This is a genomic window from Mesorhizobium sp. M0292 (assembly GCF_040321695.1).
Taxonomy (GTDB): domain Bacteria; phylum Pseudomonadota; class Alphaproteobacteria; order Rhizobiales; family Rhizobiaceae; genus Mesorhizobium.
In genome coordinates, this window is record NZ_JAMYSB010000004.1 from 355,175 (window position 1) to 376,898 (window position 21,724).

23 protein-coding genes are annotated in these 21,724 nt (G+C 62.7%); 15 read left to right on the forward strand and 8 right to left on the reverse strand.

The window, feature by feature from the left end; genetic code table 11:
- Positions 1-286: 286 nt before the first annotated feature.
- The 12 genes from NKI96_RS08590 to NKI96_RS08645 all read left to right on the forward strand — a co-directional run bounded on the left by NKI96_RS08590 (position 287) and on the right by NKI96_RS08645 (position 11,955).
- Positions 287-1,255, forward strand: a complete 969-nt coding sequence (locus NKI96_RS08590) for a manganese catalase family protein (protein WP_023681124.1) — start codon at positions 287-289, stop codon at positions 1,253-1,255.
- A gap of 141 nt (positions 1,256-1,396) precedes the next feature.
- Entirely contained in the window at positions 1,397-2,446 is a 1,050-nt protein-coding gene (locus NKI96_RS08595; protein ID WP_023668015.1) for a chemotaxis protein CheB, read from the forward strand.
- A gap of 322 nt (positions 2,447-2,768) precedes the next feature.
- Positions 2,769-3,503: a heme-binding protein gene (locus NKI96_RS08600; protein WP_488505412.1), complete on the forward strand. Its 735-nt coding sequence runs from the start codon at positions 2,769-2,771 to the stop codon at positions 3,501-3,503.
- A complete protein-coding gene (locus tag NKI96_RS08605) occupies positions 3,500-5,377 on the forward strand; it encodes a methanol/ethanol family PQQ-dependent dehydrogenase (RefSeq protein WP_023821880.1) in 1,878 nt (625 codons plus the stop codon). The genes NKI96_RS08600 and NKI96_RS08605 overlap by 4 nt, the downstream gene beginning before the upstream one ends.
- 58 nt (positions 5,378-5,435) lie before the next feature.
- Positions 5,436-6,227 (forward strand): substrate-binding domain-containing protein, encoded by a 792-nt coding sequence (locus tag NKI96_RS08610; protein ID WP_023668012.1) that lies wholly within the window; start codon positions 5,436-5,438, stop codon positions 6,225-6,227.
- Positions 6,224-6,757, forward strand: a complete 534-nt coding sequence (locus tag NKI96_RS08615; protein ID WP_023668011.1) for a c-type cytochrome — start codon at positions 6,224-6,226, stop codon at positions 6,755-6,757. The genes NKI96_RS08610 and NKI96_RS08615 overlap by 4 nt, the downstream gene beginning before the upstream one ends.
- Positions 6,754-7,767, forward strand: coding sequence for a cytochrome c oxidase subunit II (gene coxB, locus NKI96_RS08620; protein ID WP_023668010.1), 1,014 nt, complete (start codon positions 6,754-6,756; stop codon positions 7,765-7,767). The genes NKI96_RS08615 and coxB overlap by 4 nt, the downstream gene beginning before the upstream one ends.
- Positions 7,764-9,740, forward strand: a complete 1,977-nt coding sequence (ctaD, locus tag NKI96_RS08625; RefSeq protein WP_352803749.1) for a cytochrome c oxidase subunit I — start codon at positions 7,764-7,766, stop codon at positions 9,738-9,740. Before coxB ends, ctaD begins: the two co-directional genes overlap by 4 nt.
- On the forward strand, positions 9,737-10,342 hold the full coding sequence (locus tag NKI96_RS08630) for a cytochrome c oxidase subunit 3 (protein ID WP_352597011.1): 606 nt from the start codon (positions 9,737-9,739) through the stop codon (positions 10,340-10,342). The genes ctaD and NKI96_RS08630 overlap by 4 nt, the downstream gene beginning before the upstream one ends.
- Complete coding sequence (locus tag NKI96_RS08635; protein ID WP_023681115.1) at positions 10,342-10,683, forward strand: hypothetical protein; 342 nt, start codon at positions 10,342-10,344, stop codon at positions 10,681-10,683. The genes NKI96_RS08630 and NKI96_RS08635 overlap by 1 nt, the downstream gene beginning before the upstream one ends.
- Entirely contained in the window at positions 10,680-11,558 is an 879-nt protein-coding gene (locus NKI96_RS08640) for a cytochrome c oxidase assembly protein (RefSeq protein WP_023681114.1), read from the forward strand. The genes NKI96_RS08635 and NKI96_RS08640 overlap by 4 nt, the downstream gene beginning before the upstream one ends.
- Positions 11,539-11,955 (forward strand): c-type cytochrome, encoded by a 417-nt coding sequence (locus NKI96_RS08645; RefSeq protein WP_023681113.1) that lies wholly within the window; start codon positions 11,539-11,541, stop codon positions 11,953-11,955. The genes NKI96_RS08640 and NKI96_RS08645 overlap by 20 nt, the downstream gene beginning before the upstream one ends.
- Before the next feature lies 1 nt (position 11,956).
- On the opposite strand, the gene NKI96_RS08650 is transcribed toward NKI96_RS08645, so the two are convergent.
- From NKI96_RS08650 to NKI96_RS08685, 8 genes are all read right to left on the reverse strand, one after another.
- Complete coding sequence (locus NKI96_RS08650) at positions 11,957-12,763, reverse strand: lanthanide ABC transporter permease protein PedC (protein WP_023696355.1); 807 nt, start codon at positions 12,761-12,763, stop codon at positions 11,957-11,959.
- Complete coding sequence (locus NKI96_RS08655; protein ID WP_023687806.1) at positions 12,760-13,485, reverse strand: lanthanide ABC transporter ATP-binding protein PedB/LutE; 726 nt, start codon at positions 13,483-13,485, stop codon at positions 12,760-12,762. Before NKI96_RS08655 ends, NKI96_RS08650 begins: the two co-directional genes overlap by 4 nt.
- Positions 13,482-14,444 carry a PQQ-dependent catabolism-associated beta-propeller protein gene (locus NKI96_RS08660; protein ID WP_031201516.1) on the reverse strand — a complete coding sequence of 321 codons (963 nt, stop codon included), beginning with the start codon at positions 14,442-14,444 and terminating at the stop codon, positions 13,482-13,484. Before NKI96_RS08660 ends, NKI96_RS08655 begins: the two co-directional genes overlap by 4 nt.
- Complete coding sequence (locus NKI96_RS08665; protein ID WP_352710769.1) at positions 14,432-15,607, reverse strand: lanthanide ABC transporter ABC transporter substrate-binding protein PedA1; 1,176 nt, start codon at positions 15,605-15,607, stop codon at positions 14,432-14,434. The genes NKI96_RS08660 and NKI96_RS08665 overlap by 13 nt, the downstream gene beginning before the upstream one ends.
- Complete coding sequence (locus tag NKI96_RS08670; RefSeq protein WP_023696358.1) at positions 15,604-16,275, reverse strand: ABC transporter ATP-binding protein; 672 nt, start codon at positions 16,273-16,275, stop codon at positions 15,604-15,606. The genes NKI96_RS08665 and NKI96_RS08670 overlap by 4 nt, the downstream gene beginning before the upstream one ends.
- Positions 16,275-17,042 (reverse strand): ABC transporter permease, encoded by a 768-nt coding sequence (locus NKI96_RS08675; RefSeq protein WP_023667999.1) that lies wholly within the window; start codon positions 17,040-17,042, stop codon positions 16,275-16,277. Before NKI96_RS08675 ends, NKI96_RS08670 begins: the two co-directional genes overlap by 1 nt.
- A gap of 10 nt (positions 17,043-17,052) precedes the next feature.
- Positions 17,053-18,087 (reverse strand): ABC transporter substrate-binding protein, encoded by a 1,035-nt coding sequence (locus NKI96_RS08680; RefSeq protein ID WP_352803752.1) that lies wholly within the window; start codon positions 18,085-18,087, stop codon positions 17,053-17,055.
- A 156-nt stretch (positions 18,088-18,243) separates the two neighbouring features.
- Positions 18,244-18,585 carry a DUF768 domain-containing protein gene (locus NKI96_RS08685; protein ID WP_023696361.1) on the reverse strand — a complete coding sequence of 114 codons (342 nt, stop codon included), beginning with the start codon at positions 18,583-18,585 and terminating at the stop codon, positions 18,244-18,246.
- 188 nt (positions 18,586-18,773) lie between these two features.
- On the opposite strand from NKI96_RS08685, the gene NKI96_RS08690 reads away from it, so the two are divergent.
- From NKI96_RS08690 to NKI96_RS08700, 3 genes are all read left to right on the forward strand, one after another.
- Positions 18,774-19,730 carry an NAD(P)/FAD-dependent oxidoreductase gene (locus NKI96_RS08690; RefSeq protein WP_031196940.1) on the forward strand — a complete coding sequence of 319 codons (957 nt, stop codon included), beginning with the start codon at positions 18,774-18,776 and terminating at the stop codon, positions 19,728-19,730.
- A gap of 165 nt (positions 19,731-19,895) precedes the next feature.
- Positions 19,896-21,182 carry an SDR family oxidoreductase gene (locus NKI96_RS08695; RefSeq protein WP_023725526.1) on the forward strand — a complete coding sequence of 429 codons (1,287 nt, stop codon included), beginning with the start codon at positions 19,896-19,898 and terminating at the stop codon, positions 21,180-21,182.
- The gene (locus NKI96_RS08700; protein ID WP_023687798.1) at positions 21,182-21,664 is read left to right on the forward strand and encodes a DUF2269 family protein; all 483 of its coding nucleotides are present in this window, start codon (positions 21,182-21,184) and stop codon (positions 21,662-21,664) included. The genes NKI96_RS08695 and NKI96_RS08700 overlap by 1 nt, the downstream gene beginning before the upstream one ends.
- The last annotated feature ends 60 nt before the right edge of the window (positions 21,665-21,724 follow it).

The window sequence follows — 21,724 nt, forward strand, 5'->3', positions numbered from 1 at the left end:
TGTCGACACCGACATCGTATTAATATGGCCCGGCTTCACTTTTCCGAGCCAGTATCCCTCCAGATTTTGTCTACCTCTTGCCCATCCGCGGCCTTGCTCATTGCCGTGATGGCGCAGCACGATCGAAATCTCGTTGCCGCCGGTCACCGGTCGGAGAAATAAATGCCGCCTCTGGCTCCCTGCGATGCTCAACACTGAAGCTGCCGTAAAAATGCTCGCTGGCCGATGGCCGGATGGAACAATCAACTTGCCGGGATGTTCGGATGATCTAACCGGAGAGATGTCCATGTTCATGCACAACAAGCGCCTGCAATACACCGTTCGCGTCTCGGAGCCGAATCCTCGCCTGGCCTGCATGATCATGGAACAGTTCGGCGGCGCCGATGGCGAGCTTGCAGCGGCCATGCGCTATTTCACGCAAGGGCTTGGCGAGGACGATCTTGGCCGTCGCGACATGTTGCTCGATATTGCGACCGAAGAACTCAGCCATCTCGAAGTGGTGGGATCAATCGTCACCATGCTCAACAAGGGGCTCAAGGCACAGCTGGCCGAGGGCCAAATGAAGGAAGCCGACCTTTACCTGATGATCGGCGCCAGCGGCACAACAGCCAAGGAATCAATTCTGTTCGGCGGCGCTCCCGCGCTGTGCGACTCAGCCGGCGTTCCCTGGACCGCGGCCTATGTCGACTCGCGCGGTGAACCTACGGTGGATTTGCGGTCGAATATCGCCGCCGAAGCCCGCGCCAAGATCGTTTACGAACGCCTCATCAACATCACCGACGACCCGGGAATCAAGGACGCGCTCGGCTTCCTGATGACCCGCGAGATCGCGCACCAGAAGTCGTTCGAGAAAGCACTTTACGCGATAGAAAACAATTTCCCTTCCGGCAAGCTCCCAGGCGTAGAGAAGTACGCCAGCATGTATGTCAACACCTCTCAAGGCGACGGCGATGTCGCTGGCCCATGGAATTCCGGCGAAGAGTGGGATCGGATCGATGACCTTGAAGAGGTGATGCCCGTCGACGGCGGAGACGGCCTGGCAACTGTCAAGCTGGGGGCCAAAGACATGAAGGTGGTGGCCAGGATGGCCGACCGTACGCTTTCCGATCCGGCTTCCGATCCGACGACAGGCGCTGATCTAGGAGCGGGCCCAGGAGCTGGCCGTACCAAGAACGCCGATTTCGGCGGCGCGGCAAGCATTCAGGAGGCCCCGGCCGTGGCAGAGGCTGCCGTCAAACGCGCACGTAGGCGTTAGCACAGAGCCGACATCATTGCGGGCATCTATGTTCCGCGATGCGGCCGGAAGCTAACACCGACGAGGGCAGGGCATCCGACCAGCAACGGACTGGCCGGAGCGCTCGCATCGACATCTGTGCTGAATGTGGGTGAAGCAACCATGGCCACCGCCGCACCACGATCAGATTCGGAGCGTGCGGGCCAGCCGGACAAGGTCCGTCCCGACGGTTGCGAGAACCGGTGCATCGTGACAATCGGAGCATCGGCCGGCGGCGTCGACGCGCTGAAGAGACTTGTCCGCGATCTTTCGCCGGACATCCCGGCGGCTCTCCTCGTCGTACAGCACGTTGGTCCCACGAGTTACCTCGGCGACATTCTCGGTCGCGCTGCCAACATGCCCGTTGCAAATGCCTCCAACGGCATGAAGGTTAAAAACGGGCACATCTTCGTTGCAACGCCCGGAGCTCACCTTCTGTTACACGACGATCATATGCTGCTGCGGCGCGGGCCGCGCGAGAACCTGGCGCGCCCCGCCATCGACCCCCTGTTTCGATCGGCGGCCTGCAGCTTTGGCGGCAGCGTGATCGGCGTCGTGCTCACAGGCAGCCTCTCCGACGGCACCGCCGGCCTGCACGCAATCAAGATGTGCGGAGGCGTCAGCGTAGTCCAGGACCCCGGCGACGCCGCAGTACCCGACATGCCGCTGAGCGCCTTGCAGAATGTGGAAATCGACCATTGCGTCCCTCTGTCCGAAATGGCTGGCCTGTTGCACAGGCTTGCTTCCGAAATCGCAGGACCGACACCAGAAATCCCGTCCGGCATCCGCCTTGAGGCAGCGATTGCAGCTCAGGAGCACAGCACAATGGAATTGACCGAAGGCCAGCTTGGCACCCCCTCGACATTTGTCTGCCCCGAATGTCATGGCCCCCTATGGGAGATAGAAGACGGGCCGATTACCCGTTACCGCTGCCACACCGGACATGCGTTCGGAGCAGACGTTTTGATGCAGGCCCAGGCTGACGATGCGGAGCAGGCTCTTTGGAGCCTTTTAAGAGCGCACCAGCAGCGGGCTGAGTTGGCGAAACGTACGGCAAAACGCGAAGCCGCGCGGGAAAGACACAGCCTGGCCAGTCAAATGGCTGCGCGGGCCGCGGAATACGAAGCCGACGCGAAACTTATTGAAGAGATCATCCATCGTCGAACGCCGTGACAAGGCAACAGGGTTTGTCAGGGCGGGTACGTCTGCGCTGTCCCGATCGCGGTTTTCCCGGATCAGCCGCGTTGCCTCATTGCTTGGCATGTGGCCACGGGTGTCCAGGTCCCATGCTTTGATTGAACACCTGCACCCAAATCCAACTGCATGAATTTTATGCAAAGCAGGAACATAGAAGCACTACGCGAGTTAGGCACTGACGCATTGGACGTATCCTCGCATTCTGCGGTCTGCCGGGGTGGTCCTTGTTATGTAAACGAATGCCAGGACAATGTATCGCTATCAGCTTTTCGTACCTCTTTTTGGCCTGCTGTTGCTGATGGGTGGCCTGTTCCACGGGCACGAGGCCATGGCGCAGGAACCCTGTCCGGCCGACCACGACAAGCTGCTTGCAGCCCTCAAAGCCAACGTGAAGGCAAGCGGCGGACCAGCCAATGGCGGCTTTGAAACCAACGAATGGGCAGCCATCGTTGCCCGTGACGGCACTGTCTGCGCGATTGCGTTCAGCGGCCCCACCCCCGACTCGCAATGGCCGGGAAGTCGGCTCATAGCAGCGGAGAAAGCCAACACGGCCAACGGTCTCAGCCTGGCTCAGATGGCCCTCTCTACGGCCAATCTCTATGCGGGGGTGCAGCCGGGCGGGCCGCTATTTGGCCTGCAGGAGACCAATCCCGTCAACCAGGCCGCGGCCTATACGGGCGATCCCAAAACGTTCGGAAGCGCCGGCGACCCGCTCGTCGGCAAGCCGATCGGAGGCGTCGTGGTGTTTGGCGGCGGGCTTGCCCTCTACGACGGCAAGAGCATTGTCGGCGGCCTCGGCGTTTCAGGCGACTCCTCATGCGCCGATCACAATGTGGCCTGGCGTATCCGCGCGGCGCTCGGCTTCGACAAGGTCCCGGCAGGCGTCAATCCAAATCGCAAGGATGCCATTGTCTACGATCTGGACCCCGGCGGCAAAAGCGCTTCGGGCTGGGGCCATCCGCTTTGTGCCGGAACGGAGGCCGACATCGCGGCCGAACTCGGCGCCGGCGTGGGAGGCTCGATCAATAAATGAAAGCTATGCCGCAGTTGGCATTAACGCGCGTTGACGTAGAACGATGTACCCGCAAATTGGCAGCCGGGAATTCCTTTGGCGCTATCCTTCTGGTGACGCTGCTCGCCTGCCTGCTGCTTCTGGGCGCTGCGTCCGAGCCTCCTAAAACACCAGCGATCGTACCGCCAGCCGCAGCTTCGCCACCCGATGACGGCCAATGGACGATGCCGGCCAAGAACTACGCGTCGACGCGCTTCAGCGAACTCTCCGAGATCAATGAAGGCAACGTCAAGAACCTGCAGGTCGCGTTCACGTTCTCGACAGGCGTGAACAAGGGCCAGGAAGCAGCGCCGCTGGTCGTCGGCAACACCATGTATATCGTGACGCCCTTTCCCAATTTCGTCTATGCGCTCGATCTCTCCAAGCCCGGCGCCCCGATGAAGTGGAAGTACGAACCCAATCCCGAGCCGGCGGCACAGGGAGTGGCCTGCTGCGACGTCGTCAACCGCGGGGTGGCATTCGCCGACGGGCGCATCTTTTTCAATACGCTGGACGGCCACACGATTGCCCTTGATGCGAACACGGGCAAGCCGATCTGGAACACTCATATCGGCAACATCAACATCGGCGAGACCATCACCATGGCGCCGCTTGTGGTGAAGGGCAAAGTGCTGGTCGGCAATTCCGGCGGCGAGATGGGCGTTCGCGGCTGGGTAAAGGCGCTCGACGCCGGCGACGGTCATGTCGTCTGGATCGCCTATAGCACCGGGCCGGACAAGGACGTGCTGATCGGACCGGACTTCAAGCCGCACTACGACATGGACAAAGGCAAGGATCTTGGCGTCACGACGTGGCCGCCGGAAGCCTGGAAGATCGGCGGCGGCAACATGTGGGGCTGGATTTCCTATGATCCCGATCTGAACCTGATCTTCCACGGCACCGGCAATCCCGGACCATGGAATCCGGATTTGCGGCCGGGCGACAACAAGTGGACGTCTGGCATTTTCGCGCGCGATCCCGACACCGGCGCGGCGAAATGGTTCTATCAGTGGAGCCCGCACGACCTCCACGACTATGACGGAATCAACGAGCAGATCCTGCTCGACATGACCTGGCAGGGCAAGCCGCGCAAGGTGCTGATCCGGCCGGAGCGCAACGGCTATCTCTACATCCTCGACCGGACAACCGGCGAGGTGCTGTCGGCAAAACCCTTTGGTCCCGTAAACTCCAGCAAAGGTGTGGACCTGAAAACCGGTCGACTGATCGTAAATCCGGACAAGAAGACCGGCACCGGCAAGGTCGTTCGCGATATCTGTCCGACGGCGTCTGGCCTCAAGGACTGGCAGCCTTCCGCGTTCTCGCCGAAGACCGGCCTGCTCTACATCCCGCACAACAATCTGTGCATGGATGAAGAAGGCGTCGAGGTGAACTACATCGCCGGCACGCCCTATGTGGGCATGAACGTCCGCATGATACCAGGGCCTGGCGGCAATCGCGGCGCCTTCACCGCCTGGGACATCGCCGCGGAGAAACCGGCCTGGAGCCTCAAGGAGAATTTCCCGGTGTGGAGCGGCGCGGTAGTGACCGCCGGCGACGTTGTCTTCTATGGCACGATGGAAGGCTGGTTCAAGGCGGTCAGCGCCAAGACCGGAGACCTGCTTTGGCAGTTCAAGACCTCGTCCGGGATCATCGGCCAGCCCATCACCTATCGCGGTCCCGACGGGCACCAGTATGTCGCCATCCTCTCAGGCGTCGGCGGCTGGGCCGGCGCCATTGTATCGGGCGATCTTGATCCGCGTGACGCCACCGCCGCGCTCGGTTTCGTCAATGCCATGAAGGATCTGAAGAACGCGACAACCTCGGGAGGCACGCTTTATGTGTTCCGGCTGCCTTGATGGATTGTACTTGACCGTAGGTCCGGCGCGAAAGGCGTGTCAACGGCTGGTGATCGGCATGGCCGCCATCGCCTTCGTGTTCTTGACGGCCACAGCCGACGCACGTGAGCTGAGGGTCTGCGCCGATCCGAACAACATGCCGTTCTCCAACGCGGCCGGTCAGGGCTTCGAGAACAGGATCGCCGAAATCGTTGCGTCCGATCTCGGCGCGAAGCTGACCTATACCTGGTGGGCGCAGCGCCGCGGCTTCATCCGAAACACGCTGAAGGCCGGTCTATGCGATCTCGTGCCGGGCACGCCGAGCAACCTCGAAATGCTGCGCACCACCACGCCCTACTACCGATCGTCTTATGTCTTCGTCACCCGCAGGGACGGCCCCGACGTAGCATCGTTCAATGATCCGCGGCTGCGCGACATGCGGATCGGTGTTCAGCTCATCGGCGACGATGGCGCCAATTCGCCTCCGGTCCAGGCGCTTGGCCGCCGCGGTATCGTCGGGCACCTCGTTGGCTATCCGGTCTATGGCGATTATTCCGCCCCCAACCCGCCGGCGCGCATCGTCGAAGCGGTGGCGAGTGGCGAGATCGACCTTGCCGTGGTCTGGGGCCCCCTCGCCGGCTACTTCGCCGCCAGGCAGAAGGTGCCGCTCCGCATCACGCCGGTTGCGCCCCGCATCGACGGACCGCAACTGCCGATGATCTACGACATCTCGATGGGCGTCCGCCGCGAAGACGATGCGCTGCGCGGCGATGTCAATGGCGCCCTGTCCAGGCACAAGGTCGAGATAGATGCCTTGCTGTCACAGTATGGCGTGCCGCGCCTCGATGCCCCGGGGAGCCCGGTGCGATGAGAGCCGTTGTGGCCATGCTCCTGTTTCCAGTCCTGGCGCTCGCTGCCTGCCAGCGCGAGGAACGTGACACGCGCCCGCAATCGGCGCTCGGATCGGGCGAGCAGCCGACGCCTGTGACCACGCTGGAGCCCGGCGGACAGCGGCCCCCGGCCAGCGACAACAAGGCGGCGAGCTTCGAGGCCAACGCCTTCCACATGAGCGAAGGGAAACGGCTTTTCGGCTGGTTCAACTGTTCGGGATGCCACGCCAATGGCGGCGGCGGCATGGGGCCGGCCCTGATGGACCAGAAGTGGCTCTATGGCAGCTCGATCGAAAGCATCCATGCCACGATCCGCGACGGTCGGCCAAACGGCATGCCGAGCTTCCGCGACAAAATTCCCGACGACCAGATCTGGGAGCTTGCGGCTTTCGTGCGCTCGCTGAGCGGCAACGCGCCGTCTTCCGCCGCGCCGCAACGCAATGACGACATGATGGCGCATCCTTCGGAAAACCGCATGCCCGACGCGGCCACGCTGGGGAAGTCGCCGTGAAACGTCTCGTCTCGATGGCGTTCGCCACCGCCGGGGCTCTGTTGCTCCAGGGATGCGCGGGCTGGCAATCCGCCCTCGACCCGAAAGGTCCCGCGGCGAGCGAACTGGCATGGCTGATCTGGTTCTTCACCGCGCTCTGCGCCGTGGTGTGGGTGCTGGTGATGATCGCCCTCGTCGTGCCCTTGATGATGCGGTCGCGCGCGCAGGCGGAGCCGCTCGCGATCAAGGCCGGCGCCGACGACCGGAAGCTGCGCGCGGTGATGACCGCCGTCGGGTTGACCGCCATTGTCCTGATCGGACTGACCTTGCTGAGCTTCTTCGCCAACAGGACGCTCGCCGCGATCGGCTCGGATGCCGCACTGACCATTCGGGTCACCGGCCATCAATGGTGGTGGGAGGTGCGCTATGAGGATGCCACGCCAAGCCGCATCCTGACCACGGCGAACGAGATCCATATCCCCGCCGGGGAGCCGGTGCGGCTTCTTCTGACCTCGACCGATGTGATCCATTCCTTCTGGATCCCGAGCCTTTCGGGCAAGCTCGACCTCATTCCCGGCCACATGAACGTGCTCGACCTCAAGGCAGACAAGCCTGGTGTTTACCGAGGTCAATGCGCCGAGTTCTGCGGGGCGCAGCACGCAAACATGGGCACCTTCATCATCGCCGAGCCGCGTGCGAAGTTCGACGCCTGGTGGAACGACCAGTTGCAGCCGGCCGCTACTCCGACGGGGGACGAGGCCAAGGCCGGCCAGGATCTGTTTCTGAAGCGCCCTTGCGTGATGTGTCACAGAATAGGCGGCACGCCTGCCGGAGGTACGGTCGCCCCCGACCTCACCCATATAGCCAGCCGGCAGACGCTTGCCGCCGGGACATTGACGATGAGCCGCGGCAATCTCGCCGCCTGGATAGCCGACCCGCAGGGCATCAAGCCCGGATCCCACATGCCGGTGGTGGAGCTCAGCGGCGACGAACTCAACGCCATGGTCGCCTATCTCGAGGCGCTTAAATGAGCAGCGCGGACCTCACAAGCGAACGCGACCTGCCGCCGGCGCGTGAAACCTCTACCGAGGGCGACGTCGCACCCGAGCATGACGGACCGCGCGACACCGGCATGGACGATGCCAGCCTGGATCGCTGGCTGGCGCGGACATGGCGCACGCCCCCCGGCATCATCGGCGCGCTGTCGAGCGTCGACCACAAGGTCGTCGCACGGCGCTATCTGATCACCGCCTTCGTGTTTCTGTGCCTGGGCGGGCTCAACGCTGTCGCCATGCGCATCCAGCTCTCAGGGCCGCAGCGCGGTCTGATCGGCCCGGACCTCTACAACCAGCTGTTCACGATGCATGGTGTGACCATGATGTTCCTGTTCGCCGTGCCCATCGTGCAGGCGACAGGCATCTATCTCGTCCCGCTGATGGTCGGCAGCCGCAACATCGCCTTTCCCCGCCTGAACGCGTTCAGCTACTGGATCTATGTTTCGGGCGGCATATTCGCCTGGGTGTCTTTCGCGCTCAACATGGCGCCCGACGTCGGCTGGTTTGCTTATGTGCCGCTGTCAGGCCCCGAATTCGCGCCGGGCAAGCGGGCCGACGTCTGGGCCCAGATGATCACTTATACAGAAGTATCCTCCCTGGCCGTCGCGGTGGCAACCATCGTCACCGTGTTCAAGCAGCGAGCCCCCGGCATGTCGCTGGACAGGATTCCGCTCTACGTCTGGGCAATGCTGGTTACCTCCTTCGTCGTCGTCTTCGCCATGCCCGCGGTGATGATCACCTCGACCTTCCTGATCCTCGACCGGCTGGTCGGCACACATATCTTCAACCCGGCCGAGGGCGGCGACGCACTGCTCTTCCAGCATCTGTTCTGGTTCTTTGGTCATCCGGAGGTCTACATCATCTTCCTGCCGGCGACGGGCATGGTCTCCGCGATCATCCCGGTCTTCGCCCGGCGTCCCGTGTTCGGGCATCTCGGGCTGGTCTTGTCGCTGATCGCCGTCGGTTTCCTTTCGTTCGGCCTCTGGGTCCATCACATGTTCGCGACGGGGCTACCCAAGCTCGGCGCCAGCTTCTTCACCGCGTCGAGCATGCTGATCGCCATCCCCAATGGCATTCAGATCTTCTGCTGGCTGGCGACCTTGTGGGACGGCAGGCCGGTGATGCGCACGCCGCTGCTGTTCGTGTTCGGCTTCTTTTTCATCTTCGTCATCGGCGGCCTCACCGGCGTCATGCTCGCTTCGGTGCCGCTGGACCTCCAGGTGCACGACACCTATTTCGTCGTCGCCCATTTCCATTACGTGCTGATCGGCGGTTCGGTCTTCCCGCTGCTGGGCGCGGCCTATTTCTGGTTCCCCAAGATCAGCGGCCGCATGATGAGCGAGCGTCTCGGGCGCTGGCATTTCTGGCTGGCTTTCATCGGCTTCAACGCGGCTTTTTTCCCAATGCATCTCGTCGGGCTCTGGGGCATGCCACGCAGGGTCTACACCTATCCGGCCGAGCTTGGCTGGGGCAACATCAACCTGTTCATCAGCGCCGGCGCGGTGCTCTTTTTCCTCAGCTTCGTACTGTTCACGTTCAATCTTATACACGGCGCGTTGAAGGGCGCACTGGCCGGAAACAATCCCTGGGATGCCGGTACGCTCGAATGGGCGACGTCTTCGCCGCCGCCAAGCTATAATTTCGCGCGGATACCGATTGTCACACATGTCGAGCCGCTCTGGGCCGAACGCGAGGCGCTGCCTGTGGCGACCGGTCTCCGCGTCGATGTCCGTGAGCTGTTGATCTCAACCGTGGCGGAAGCCCATCCCGACATTCGCGAGAAATCGGCGACACCGTCGATCTGGCCGCTGCTGGCGGCAATCGCCGTCGGCGGTACGTTTGTCTATTCGATCTTCACGCCCTGGGCGATCGTCTGGGGCGCCGCGCCGATCGCCATCACCTTGATCGGCTGGTTCTGGCCCAAGGACGACCCGGAGGATGAGGGATGAGTGAGCGTCCCAGCTTGGATCTTTCGGACCTCCCAACCTTTGGAGATGGTCCGCGCAGCCCGACCTGGTGGGGAACGCTCGGCTTCATGGCGCTGGAAGGCATGGGCTTTGCGTTGGCCGCGGGCGCTTATCTCTATCTCGCCACCTTGTGGCCCAATTGGCGTCTAAGCGCCCCGCACCCCGACCATTGGCCCGGAACGATCGTCACCATCCTGTTTATCATCAGCGTGGTGCCGAATCACATCCTCCACGGCCATGCCAAGCAACGCGCGATCGTGCCGGTGCGGATCGGGCTGGTGGTGATGTCGCTGCTCGGTCTGGCCCCGCTTGTCGTGCGCTGGTTCGAATTCCCGGCGCTGAACATCTACTGGGACACGAACGCCTACGGCTCGATGCTCTGGGTGCTGCTCGGGCTGCACACCACACACCTGATCACCGATGTCGGCGACACCATCGTTTTGACGGTGCTGATGTTCACACGCCATGGCTATAGCGGCCGGCGCTTCGGCGATGTCGGCGACAATGTCTTCTATTGGGATTTCGTGGTGCTGACCTGGATCCCGATCTATCTGCTCATCTACTGGATGCCGAGGCTAGGCTGATGCGTGCGTTGAAAATGGGAACGTCCTGGGGTGGTCTTCTGTCGGGGCCGATGGCTTGGGCAATCTCGACGCAGCTGAACTACGCACTCGTACCATGGCAGTGCAACCGCCAGGTGCCGGTGGTGCTTCCCGTGGCACTGGTGCTCGCCGTGCTTTCGCTGCTCGGCGGTGCCTTGTCATGGCGGGCGAAGCGGCAGGGCGGCGCCGCCTTCAAGCCTGAGCGCACGCGCAGCACCGAGCAGTTCGTCGCCGATCTCGGCATGCTTGCGGCATTGCTGTTTGCCCTCGTCATCATCATGCAAGGCAGCGCGGCTCTCATTCTCGACGAGTGCCTGCGATGAGCTTCGACGCGTTCTTCTCGACCTCGATCTGCTACGGCGCCGGCGCGCCCGAGGCCGGATGGACGCTCGCATTTCCCATCACGTTTCCGCTGGCCGCGATTGCCTTCCTTTATGCCATCGGAGCGACTCGGTTGTGGCGCCGCAGCAGCCGAGGCCGTCCCGAGCGGATGCGGCAGGCGTTGTTGTTCGCCGCCGGTTGGGGCGTGCTGACGGCAGCACTGGTCAGCCCCATCCATGCGCTCGGCGAGCGGGTGTTTGCCGCCCATATGATCGAGCATGAACTGCTGATGGCGGTGGCGGCGCCTCTCCTTGTCGCCGCGTGCCCAGGCGCAGTCCTGCTCTGGTCCTTGCCGGCCTCACTTCGCCGCGGAACGGGCAAGCTCACGCGCGCAAAGACGCTGCAATCGGTTTGGGCCCTGGTGATCCGCCCCCTCAACGCGACTATCATTCACGGCGTCGCCATCTGGATCTGGCACATTCCGGCGTTGTTCCAGGCAGCGCTCCAGCAGGGCTTTCTTCATTATGCCCAGCATGCGAGCTTCCTCGGCACAGCCTTGCTGTTCTGGTGGGCGCTCCTACCGCGCCCCGGTCGACAGCAAACCTATGGCAACTCCGTCATGCATCTTTTCTTCACCTCGCTTCATACCGGCCTGCTCGGTGTCCTGCTGCTGATGTCGCCCAAACTCTGGTATCCGGAGAATGGCGCCGGCGCGGCATTGTGGGGAATGACCGCGATCGAGGACCAGCAGCTCGCCGGATTGGTAATGTGGGTTCCGGCCGGCTTGATCTATGGCGGCGCCGCCCTGCTGCTCGCCGGCCTCTGGATAAGCAGCAGCGCAACCAGGGAGGCAACACATGCGCTCCGACCTGGGTAGGCTGATCGGGGGCGCCCTTGCCGCAATCCTGCTGCTGGCTGCGGCTGTCGCAGCGGCGACTTTGTGGTCCGACAGGCGCGAGCGCGTCCGGCACGAGTCGGATGCGGCGACCGGCGGCGTAGGCGCCCGCGCCATTCCAATCATGACGGCGAATGGCTGCTCCGGCTGCCATACGATACCCGGCGTGCCGGGTGCGCAAGGCCAGGTCGGACCCCGCCTGGACGGTGGCCTTGCCGACAGGGTCTTTATCGGTGGCCTGCTGGCAAACAATCCGGAGAACATGATCCGCTGGATACGCTCGGCGAGGGAAGTCAATCCGCACACGGCCATGCCGTCGACGAGGATCACCGAGCAACAGGCGCGGGACATCGCCGCTTATCTCTATGCTTTGAGGTAAATCAGCCCTCGCCGCCGCGCCGGGACCACAAGCCGCGGCCGGGATCGTAGCCGATGACCGCCGCGAGGAAGAAGGCGATGAGGCAGCCAAGGACCACAATCGCCGCGACAGGATCGAACCGCAGATAGAGCGCGAAGCGTATCAGCTCGACCGCCGAGCTGAACGGGTTCCAGGCGGCGATTGTTGCCAGCGCCGGTCCCGCCTCGGCAAGCCGCCACAGCGGATAGAGCGCCGTCGAGGCAAAGAACACCGGAAAGATGACGAAATTCATGACACCGGCAAAGTTCTCCATCTGTGTCGAAACCGAGGAGACAAGCAGGCCGAACGCGCCAAGCATCAGGCCCGCCAGCACGAGCGCCGGAAATACCGCGACGTAGCCGAGAACGGGCGGCCGCACATCCCAGAAACGCGCGATCAACAGAAACAAATAGACCAGCGGCACGCCGACGATCACGCTGGCCAGCAGGCGCGCCGCAAGCAGGTACCAGCGCGGCAATGGTGCGGTCAGCAACAAGCGCATGCTGCCCATCTCGCGATCGTAGACCATGGCCAGCGAACTCGCCATGGCATGGAAGAGCAGCATCATGGCCGCTAGCCCGGGCACCACATACACGTCATAGAGAACATAGGTCTGGTAGGGTGGCGTGATCGACAGACCGAGAACGGAGCGGAAGCCAGCGGCAAAGATTGCCAGCCAGACCAGCGGCCGTACCATCGCCGAGAGCAGCCGGCCGCGTTGCCGCAACGTGCGCAGCATCTCCCTGCGCAGGATGCCGTTGAGCGCGCGCACCGCGTGAGACGTTTTCATTCGGACTCCGTCAGCGACGCGAAGGCCTCGCCCGTGCTCGCCACACCGAGATCGGTAGCCAGGCGATCGGCGCGGCCGGCCCACCGCATTGTGCCTCGATGCAGCACCACCACATCGTCATCCGCCGTTAGTTCTTCCAGAAAATGTGTTGCCCACAGGACGGCAATGCCGCGCTCACGGCAAAGCTCCCGCACGTGCCGCTCGAGCGCGCGGCGGCCCGGCACGTCGAGCCCGGTGGTCGGCTCATCCAGCAGCAAAAGGCGTGGGCTATGCATCAGAGCGCGTGCTATCTCGACACGGCGACGCTGCCCCCCGGAAAGCGCTCGGGCAGGATCGTCGATCCTGTCCAGCACGTCCAGCCGGCCGAGTTCGTGGATGGAGCGCTCCTTGCTCAAGGCCTGGCTAAGCCCATGCAAGGCGGCGTGGTAACGCAGGTTCTCGCCGGCCGTCAGATCGAGGTCGAGGGTCGGCAACTGGAAGACGACGCCCATCTGCGCCAACGCGGCGGACGGGTTGACATCCATCGCCTGGTCGAAGACATGCACCGAGCCGGAGCGGGCGTGATAAAGACCGGTGATCAGCGAGAACAGCGTCGTCTTGCCGGCGCCGTTGCGGCCTAGCAAGATGCACATCCTGCCTTGGGCCACAGAGAAAGAGACGCCGTCGAGAACCCGCCGGTTTCCGAAGCTATGGCCCAGATTCTCGACCGACAAGGCGTTCATGGCCCGATCACGACGCCCCACGGCCCCCGCCCTACCGGCAGCGATTTCACCACCTCCTGGTTTTCCAGATCGATAAACGAAATATCGCCGGAATTCCCGTTTGCGCTGACCAGGCGCTTCTCGTCGCCGGAGAGCGCAACGTGCCAGGGTCGTTGACCAACAAGGTAGAGCCGACGGACCGTCAACGTTTTCACATCGACTTCCGCAATCCTGTTGGCGGGGCCGAGCGCCACATAGACGGTCGTGCCATCGCGGGACGTCGCCATGCCGACCGCCTGCACACCCTCGCGTCGTATACCCGGCACCTCGAACTCGACTTTGCCGGTCTGCGCGCGCGTTGCCGTGTCGAAGACGGTGACGGTGCCCCGGATCTCCGAGGACACCCAGAATTGCTTACCGTCCGGCGAGAATAAAGCCGCGCGCGGCCGGGTATCGACCAGCAGATTGTCGACGAGTTCAAGCGTGCCTGCGTCGATCAGATGCACCATGCTGGTGGTCTCCGAAGTGCAGGCGACATAGCGGCCGTCGGCGCTGGCCGCCATTCCTTCCGGTTCGACGCCGACATCCACGGTGCCGATGACCTTGGCCGCGGCGATGTCCACCACCGACACCAGATTGTCATTCTCGTTGGCGACGAACAGCCGCTTGCCATCGGGATGGACTGCGAAGAATTCCGGATCGGCTCCCGAAGGCAATTCCCCGACGACCCGCCGCTTCGCGACGTCGACCACGTCGATGCGGTTGTCGTCGCCTTCCGCGACGAACAGCATCTTGTTGTCGATCGACAGCGCCAGCCCGCGCGGACGGCGGCCGACATCGATCGTCGCCAGCAAAGTCATTGTCACGCCGTCGACGACCGCGACGGTATTGTCCTGCTCATTGGAAACGTAGATGGTCTCGGCGGCGGCGGGAGCAGCAAGAGCGAACGCCGCCAACAACAGCGTCATCAGAACTTGCATGTGCTCTCCTCCAGGTCGATGCCCAGCGTGTCGAGCGGCGTGCGCTGATGCAGGAAGCCCGGTTGCGGTGAGCTGGAAATCAAGAGGCGAGGCCCGGCGATCAAAATGGGCTGGCGCATCTGTCCGTCCCAAGGACGGAAACTAAGCCCCTGCCCCTTGAAGCCAGCGAGAAGAAACGCGTCGCCGCGTATATATCTGCCGATTGCCGCGGGATCGAGACTGTGCAGGCGCGTCGCCGCTTCGCCGATACTGCGCACAGCGAGCCAGGCCGCGTAGTCGCTGGGCAACATCCAGCGCCCTGCCTGCCTGTGGAAACGGTCCTGCAGTTGCGTGGCGCCCCATTCCTCGCTGACAGCGCTCCAGCCTGTGGTGACCAGCCCTTGCGTGCCGGCGACGATTCTCGGCAGCGCAGTGCGGCCCTCCAGATAGGCGCCGAATTCATCCGCCTCGTCGGCGACCACGAGCACATCATAGTCGCTGACCTGCGTGACCGCGGGTATTTCGGTCTGCAGCGTGACATGCCCTGTATCGGCACGTCCGTTGGCGGGCCTGAATGTCCACGGCTGGTCGATCGTGATCTCGGCTCCGAAGCGAGCCGCCGCCCGTCGAAAGGCCGCCGCCATCGCCTGATCCTGCGAATGCGGCCCCACAAGCAGGAACCAACGCTGCCAGCGCTTCCAGGCGAGATACTGCGCCAGCCCGTCGGCGAGCATGGCGCGGCTCGGGATCGTGTGCAGCACGTTCCGACGGCAGTCCTGTTGGCGAAGCACGTCGTCCGGCGCCCGGCTGTTGAGCAACGTCATCTGCTCGGCACCGGGCGCGGCACTGGCCTGTAGAAGCTGACTGGCGTCGAGATCGGCGACGACAAAGGCGATGCCGGCATCGGCGAATTGTCTTACCGCGTCGTCCGGCGTTTCGGTTGGTTCCAATATTCTTTCCTCCAGCCGAAATTTCTGCCCAAGAAACCGGCCGGTGCTTTCGTCGTCGGCAATGCCGAGCCGTGCGCCTTGCAGGCCGTCGTCGGTGACGGTTTCATCAAGGGGTCCAAGGGGCAGAGCCGGTTTGCGCTCCTGGCCGATATACCCGATCACCATCGTCTGTTGCTCGGTGGCGCCAGGGCCGGTGATCAGCAAAAGAAAGAGAAGGCCCAGCATCAGTCTCATTGTGTCGCCCCCAGCCCAAAGCGCGACGATCCCGCTTCATCGCCACGTGAGATTGCGACATCGCGCACGATGCGCGCCGGCGATCCCTCCAGAACAATGACCCGATCACCCAGAGACGAGGCATATGCGAGATCGTGCGTAACCAGCAGCGTGGTAGTCCGCCGACTGGCGAAACAATCCTGCAGCAGGTGGCGCATGGCTTGCGCCGTCGCCTCGTCGAGAGAAGCGGATGGCTCGTCGAGGAGCAGGAGCGCAGGCTCCACGGCGAGCGCCCGGGCAAGCGCTACGCGCCGCGCCATGCCGCCCGAGAGTCGCTGCGGATAGCTCTTCTCATTGCCTTTCAGGCCGACAGCGGCAAGCCACCGGGCCGCATCGGGCGCGCGATCCGGGATGGCCATCTCTACATTGCGCAAGGCGGTGAGCCAGGGCAGCAGCCTCGGTGTCTGGAACAGCATGCCTATCGGAAGCGGTCGTCCGCTCACGCTGCCGCGAAATTCGCGGTCGACGCCCGAAACGATCGACAGCAGCGTCGACTTGCCGACACCGGAAGGGCCGGTCAGGACGCAGACCTGTCCGTCGGCTATATCAAGCGACAGCGCGCGAAAGATCGTCCGGCGCTGTCCGTCGTCACCGGGGAAAGTCTTGTCCTCGATCCTGATCCTCAGCATCAGCGTCGCCAGGCGAACAGACGACGTTCCAACGGCACAAGCAGTCCATACTCTATGGCAAGCATCACAACGCCGAAGCTGATCGCATAGGCAAGGATGTGGGTGACGTCGAAGTTCTGAAAATAGACCTGTAGCTGGAACCCGACGCCGTTGGAGCGGCCGAGCAGTTCGGCGAGCAACACGATCTTCCACGTTAGTGCCAGCCCGCTGCGCAGGGTGACGAGAAAGAACGGCGCCAATTGCGGCAGCACGACATGCTGCAGCTTTGCAGCACGCCCGAAGCGATAGAGCTCAGCCATTTCGGCAAAGTCCTTGTCCAGCCGGCTGGCGCCTTCACGAATAGTCACCACGACATTGGGGATCTTGTTGAGCGCGACCGCAAGGACAAGCGCGGTCTCGGCAAGACCAAGCCAGATATAAATTAGAATGACCGTGATCAGCGCCGGCATGTTGAGGAGTAACACGATCCAAGGCCTCATCCATATGTCGGCTCTGTGCGAGCGGCCTGCCGCGTAGCCAAGGGCCGCGCCGATGACTATTGCCGACCCGAGGCTTGCCACGACGCGCGCAAGCGAGATGCCCAAATGGTATGGCAGCTCGCCCCGAACCGCTTCGTGCAGGAGAACCGAAACAACCTGGACCGGACCAGGAAACAGCCGATCGGCGGCGATCGATGATGCAATCTGCCAGACGAGCACCATGGTCAGCAATGCCGCAGTGGATTGCGAACGCTGCATTGTGATGGGGAACGCTGGGACATCGGTCATTGGCGCGAGCTCAAGCCGGTATGGCCCGGAAGACACCAGGATCGAGGCTCGTCGCCTTGCCGACCAGATCCTCGCCGCCCAATTCGGCCAGGATGGCAAACAACCGGGCCGCGCCATCACGTTCGTCTTTGCCGAACCGACGAGGGATTCCGGCTCGATAGGCGGCGCGTAACGCCGCCTGTAGGTGAGGATCGTCCGTGCCCAATTGGGGCGCGAGCACCCGCCATTCGTCGTCCGAAGACTCGAGCAGCGACTTCGCTGCCGCGGTCGCGCTCGTGAATCGCGCGAGGGCTATCGGGTTGGCCCGCGCCCAGCTTTCATGGAAGACGTAGCCGAGCATCGGCAAGTCCACGGATACGCCAAGCCCCTGCAGGATTTGCGCGACACTGAGCAGAGGCCTTGCCCCCTCTGACTCGAGACGGGCGGCGAAATTCCAGAACGTCAGCAGTGCATCCAGTCGCCCCGCCAGAAATTCCTGCTCCAACAAAGGCGGCGCGCCGAACACTGGATCCACCTCTTCAGCAAGATCGCGCTTCACCTGACGGAGGCCGAGCGCGCGCAACAGGATCCAGCTTTTGTCCAGCGGACCACCTGCGATCCCCAGCCTTTTGCCCTTGAGGTCCGCAAGAGTTCGAATGGGCGAGCCTTGCGGCAGTTCCAGCGCGCCGACGGCACGAGAATACGGATAGAAGACCAGATCAGCGCCTTCGCTGCGCTGGCGCATGACCCACACCCAGTCCGAAACGATGACGTCGACGCTGCCCGCCAGCAATGCGGTCTTACCGACTTCGGTCCCGGCAAGCCGCTGAGCCTCGATTGATACGCCGTGCACAGCGTCCAACGCATGTCGCCGCATGACGTCAACTTCCCAGGCGGCGGTGCCAAATCCCAGCACGCCAAATCGCACGAGCGGCGATGGCTGTGGCGCGGCTTCAGCGGAAGCACCCAATAGCCAGCAACAAATACCCGCAAGAGCGGCCCGCCGCGAGATGTGACCCTGATCATGCCGGGTCAGCCATTCGCCTGGAAGGGTAGCAGTCAGCACGGGCGCACCGGGTGTGAAGGAACTTTCCTAACGCGGTGGCGGCAGGAATGTTCCTCGATGGTGCATGGAACTAACGGGAAAGCACCTAAGGTCCGTTTTTCGGCTCGTACGGCAGTCCGGGGGCTTGTTCAGGCGAACAGAAGAAGGTGTCAGGGGCTACGGTCCGCTCTTGGCATCATCGACCTCCAACGCGTCCATTACAGGTGCCGGATCGCTCTTTTCGGAGCTCGGGCTCTGCACCCCGGACCCGGCGTTCTCGATCGCTTGCACGATAGCATCTTCGATGTTTCCGAGTTCGTCCTCCCTTACTTCACGCCCATAACCAGCCACCTCGGCATCCTGCTCGAATTGCTGAGCGAGCACCGCGACGCTGACTTCCTCTCGACCAGGAAGTGTGCCGACATTCTCCTGTAGCCAGTTTTGAAAAAACTCTCTGGTCGCGCTCATCTCAGACCACCCTTTCGCCAAACTAAGCGCGACGGTGAGCCGAAGTTCCATGATGCGTTCACTTTCCCAGTGGTGCTGTACTCACAGCGTTGGGAGCCACGAGGTTTTTGCAGGCTTGATGAGGCAGTGGCCTTTCTCTTCACGACTCGATTGGAGTTCACTCTTATTGTGCAGTGTGCATCCTGATTGCGTCCATTTCGACCCTGTGGAACAAGCTCGTTGAGTTGAAGTTAGGCCCGATGCCAAGCTTTTCGGGCGAACCAAGCTTTTCGGGCGCACTAGTTTTTGACGTTGCCATCGTCGGCGGCGGCCCCGCGGGGCTCGCTGCAGCCATGTATTTAGCCAGGTTTCTGCGTTCGGTGATCTCGCTCGACGCGGGGCATGCGCGTGCCAAGCTCATCCCAAAATCCCGCAACTGTCCCGGCTTCCCCGACGGCATCAGCGGGGAAGAACTGCTCGGCCGCCTACGAGCCCAGGCACAGCTATACGGCGCGAGCCTTGTCCATGGTTGCGTAGGCCACGCCGAAAAACGCGAGGGGTTTTTTGTTCTGACGACCACCTGCGGGATTGTCCAAGCAAGGCGCGTGATTCTGGCAACGGGCATTGTGGACAAGGCACCTCCCATTGAAAGACTGGAGGAGGCGATCGCAACCGGCATTGTCAGACTGTGCCCGGTTTGCGATGCATATGAGGCCCGGGGTAGCCGCATCGGCGTTGTTGGTCCGGAGCATCTCGCCGTCAGGGAGGCTCTGTTCCTGAAGGGATATGGCAGTCAGGTCGCCTTGCTCGCCAATAACCAGGATGATGTTTCCGAAGCTGCCCGCGGCGCCGCCTTGGCAGGCGGAGTTGAAATCTGGGACGCGGTCGATGACCTGATCCCTCGACGAACCGGGTTCGATGTCGTCATGGCCGAGGGCGCCCCGATGCGCAACATCGATGTGGTGTACCCTTCGATGGGCAGCGACGTACGCTCCGAACTCGCGGTTGCTCTGGGGGCTAACTGTGACGCAGAAGGCTATGTCCTGGTCAACCGACACCTTGAGACTTCAACGCCAGGACTCTATGCCATTGGCGACGTGGCCGAGGGGCTCAATCAAATTGCTGTTGCGTTCGGAGACGCCGCCAAGGCTGCAACTCACATTCATAACGACCTCCGCGATTGCGCCGAGCCGGCGACGAACTTCCGGCGAAGTTGACCTGCAGATGCGAACGCACCGTACCGGCTCACCTTTGGCTGCGTTGATGCCCGGAACCTGTTCCACCCGGCGTGAGACTACCGGCTTCGGCTTTGCTAGAGTTCTCCCAGGCGCAGCCGCTGGGTTGATGGACGGGCACGCGCTGGCGAACGGCTGGAGGAAGGAATGAAAATTCTCGTCACCGGCGCGTCAGGTCTGATTGGAGCCGCGCTTTGCGCGCGCCTGGCCGGCGAGAGTCATGAAGTGGTCCGCGTGCTTCACCACGCAGACACTGGCGTCCACCCGGAGATCCAAACCGTTTCCCGGGATATGGCGCGGGCCTTGCGACCTCAGGATTGGATCCCCTATCTCGCCGGTGTGGACGCCGTCGTAAACTGTGCCGGCGTCCTCCAGGATAGTGCCCGGGAAAACACCCGGCATGTCCATTCTACCGGCGCCTCGGCTCTCTTCACCGCGTGTGAGCAAGCAGGTGTGAACAAGGTGATTCACTTTTCTGCCATCGGGGTCGATCGCCAGCAGCCGTCCGCCTTTTCCGCCAGCAAGCTCGCCGGCGATGAAGCACTGATGGCACGTAGCCTTAGCTGGGTCATCCTGCGCCCCTCCGTAGTGCTGGGAAGGCCGGCCTTCGGCGCAAGTGCACTGTTTCGCGGCCTCGCGGCGTTGCCGCTCTTGCCGTTGATGCCCGACACGGGCCATCTCCAAGTCGTCCAACTCGATGACGTCATCTCCACCGTCCTGTTCTTCCTCAAACCCGGCAGCCCATCGCACCTCACGCTGGACCTGGCTGGGCCCGAGGCACTTTCGATGAGCGAGGTCGTGGGTCGCTATCGCCGCTGGTTCGGATGGAGCAGTGCTCGGGAGTTCATCTTGCCGAATTGGGCCGCAGCTATCTTGTACAGGTTCGGGGATGCCGCGGCTCAGCTGGGCTGGCGCCCGCCCATGCGCAGCAATGCAGCAAAAGAGATTGCCCGTGGCGCTGTCGGCGATCCCCAGCCGTGGATGACGGCGACCGGCATTCAACCATCAGGTCTTACATCTGCACTGCGTCTAAATCCTGCGACCGTGCAGGAGCGATGGTTCGCCGGTCTTTACTTCGTCAAGCCGGCGCTCTTTGTCGTCTTGCCGCTCTTCTGGATCATGACCGGCATCATTTCCCTCACCGCCGGCTGGCGCAGCGGAGTTGACTTGCTGATTGGCACTGCTGCCGGCCCCTTGGCCGAACCGGCGGTAGTCGCCGGCGCGCTGGCTGACATCGCCGTCGGGGCGCTTGTCGCCTGGCGCCCAACCAGCCGGCTTGGTCTTTTCGGCGCAATCGCGGTATCGCTTTTCTATGCGACCGCTGGGAGCATTCTGCGGCCGGATCTTTGGCTTGAGCCACTCGGGCCGCTGATCAAAATCCTCCCGATCCTCGTTCTGCATTTTGCAGCGCTGGCCATTCTGGAGGAACGCTGATGATGTACTTCGTGCTTAAATACCTGCACGTGATCGGCGCTGCTGTGCTGCTCGGAACTGGTGCCGGCATTGCTTTTTTCATGCTTTTGGCACACCGGACCGGGAATGCCGCGACGATCGCAGCCATCGCCCGAATTGTCGTGCTGGCTGATTTCCTGTTCACGGCTACGGCCGTTGTCGCACAACCTCTGACCGGACTGGGCCTCGCTAGGGTTGCGGGGTATTCGCTGTCCGAAGGATGGATCGTTCTCTCGATCCTGCTCTACATCTTAACGGGCCTGTTCTGGCTGCCTGTCGTGTGGATGCAGATCGAGATGCGAAATCTAGCCACACAGGCCGCACTCTCCAACCAACCTCCTCCCGAGCGCTACCATCAGCTGTTCAGACGCTGGTTTGTCTTCGGCTTCCCAGCTTTCGGCGCCGTGCTCGCCATTTTCTGGCTGATGATTGCGCGCCCGGCAATCGAGTGGTCATCGTTGTAGCTGCGATCGGCAAGCACTGCGCCGTGAATTCATCCGTCGCGCCTAGCTGGCTCGTGCCGG

Bases quoted from the DNA above. Each gene is read 5' to 3' on its own strand.
- NKI96_RS08645 (WP_023681113.1), top strand. From the start codon at position 11,539: ATGCGCTCCGACCTGGGTAGGCTGATCGGGGGCGCCCTTGCCGCAATC.
- NKI96_RS08630 (WP_352597011.1), top strand. From the start codon at position 9,737: ATGAGTGAGCGTCCCAGCTTGGATCTTTCGGACCTCCCAACCTTTGGA.
- NKI96_RS08595 (WP_023668015.1), top strand. From the start codon at position 1,397: ATGGCCACCGCCGCACCACGATCAGATTCGGAGCGTGCGGGCCAGCCG.
- NKI96_RS08635 (WP_023681115.1), top strand. From the start codon at position 10,342: ATGCGTGCGTTGAAAATGGGAACGTCCTGGGGTGGTCTTCTGTCGGGG.
- NKI96_RS08650 (WP_023696355.1), bottom strand. From the start codon at position 12,763: ATGAAAACGTCTCACGCGGTGCGCGCGCTCAACGGCATCCTGCGCAGG.
- NKI96_RS08675 (WP_023667999.1), bottom strand. From the start codon at position 17,042: ATGACCGATGTCCCAGCGTTCCCCATCACAATGCAGCGTTCGCAATCC.
- ctaD (WP_352803749.1), top strand. From the start codon at position 7,764: ATGAGCAGCGCGGACCTCACAAGCGAACGCGACCTGCCGCCGGCGCGT.
- NKI96_RS08670 (WP_023696358.1), bottom strand. From the start codon at position 16,275: ATGCTGAGGATCAGGATCGAGGACAAGACTTTCCCCGGTGACGACGGA.
- NKI96_RS08590 (WP_023681124.1), top strand. From the start codon at position 287: ATGTTCATGCACAACAAGCGCCTGCAATACACCGTTCGCGTCTCGGAG.
- NKI96_RS08610 (WP_023668012.1), top strand. From the start codon at position 5,436: ATGGCCGCCATCGCCTTCGTGTTCTTGACGGCCACAGCCGACGCACGT.
- NKI96_RS08615 (WP_023668011.1), top strand. From the start codon at position 6,224: ATGAGAGCCGTTGTGGCCATGCTCCTGTTTCCAGTCCTGGCGCTCGCT.
- NKI96_RS08685 (WP_023696361.1), bottom strand. From the start codon at position 18,585: ATGGAACTTCGGCTCACCGTCGCGCTTAGTTTGGCGAAAGGGTGGTCT.
- NKI96_RS08660 (WP_031201516.1), bottom strand. From the start codon at position 14,444: ATGCAAGTTCTGATGACGCTGTTGTTGGCGGCGTTCGCTCTTGCTGCT.
- NKI96_RS08605 (WP_023821880.1), top strand. From the start codon at position 3,500: ATGAAAGCTATGCCGCAGTTGGCATTAACGCGCGTTGACGTAGAACGA.
- NKI96_RS08655 (WP_023687806.1), bottom strand. From the start codon at position 13,485: ATGAACGCCTTGTCGGTCGAGAATCTGGGCCATAGCTTCGGAAACCGG.
- NKI96_RS08690 (WP_031196940.1), top strand. From the start codon at position 18,774: ATGCCAAGCTTTTCGGGCGAACCAAGCTTTTCGGGCGCACTAGTTTTT.
- NKI96_RS08665 (WP_352710769.1), bottom strand. From the start codon at position 15,607: ATGAGACTGATGCTGGGCCTTCTCTTTCTTTTGCTGATCACCGGCCCT.
- NKI96_RS08695 (WP_023725526.1), top strand. From the start codon at position 19,896: ATGAAAATTCTCGTCACCGGCGCGTCAGGTCTGATTGGAGCCGCGCTT.
- NKI96_RS08600 (WP_488505412.1), top strand. From the start codon at position 2,769: ATGGGTGGCCTGTTCCACGGGCACGAGGCCATGGCGCAGGAACCCTGT.
- NKI96_RS08640 (WP_023681114.1), top strand. From the start codon at position 10,680: ATGAGCTTCGACGCGTTCTTCTCGACCTCGATCTGCTACGGCGCCGGC.
- NKI96_RS08700 (WP_023687798.1), top strand. From the start codon at position 21,182: ATGATGTACTTCGTGCTTAAATACCTGCACGTGATCGGCGCTGCTGTG.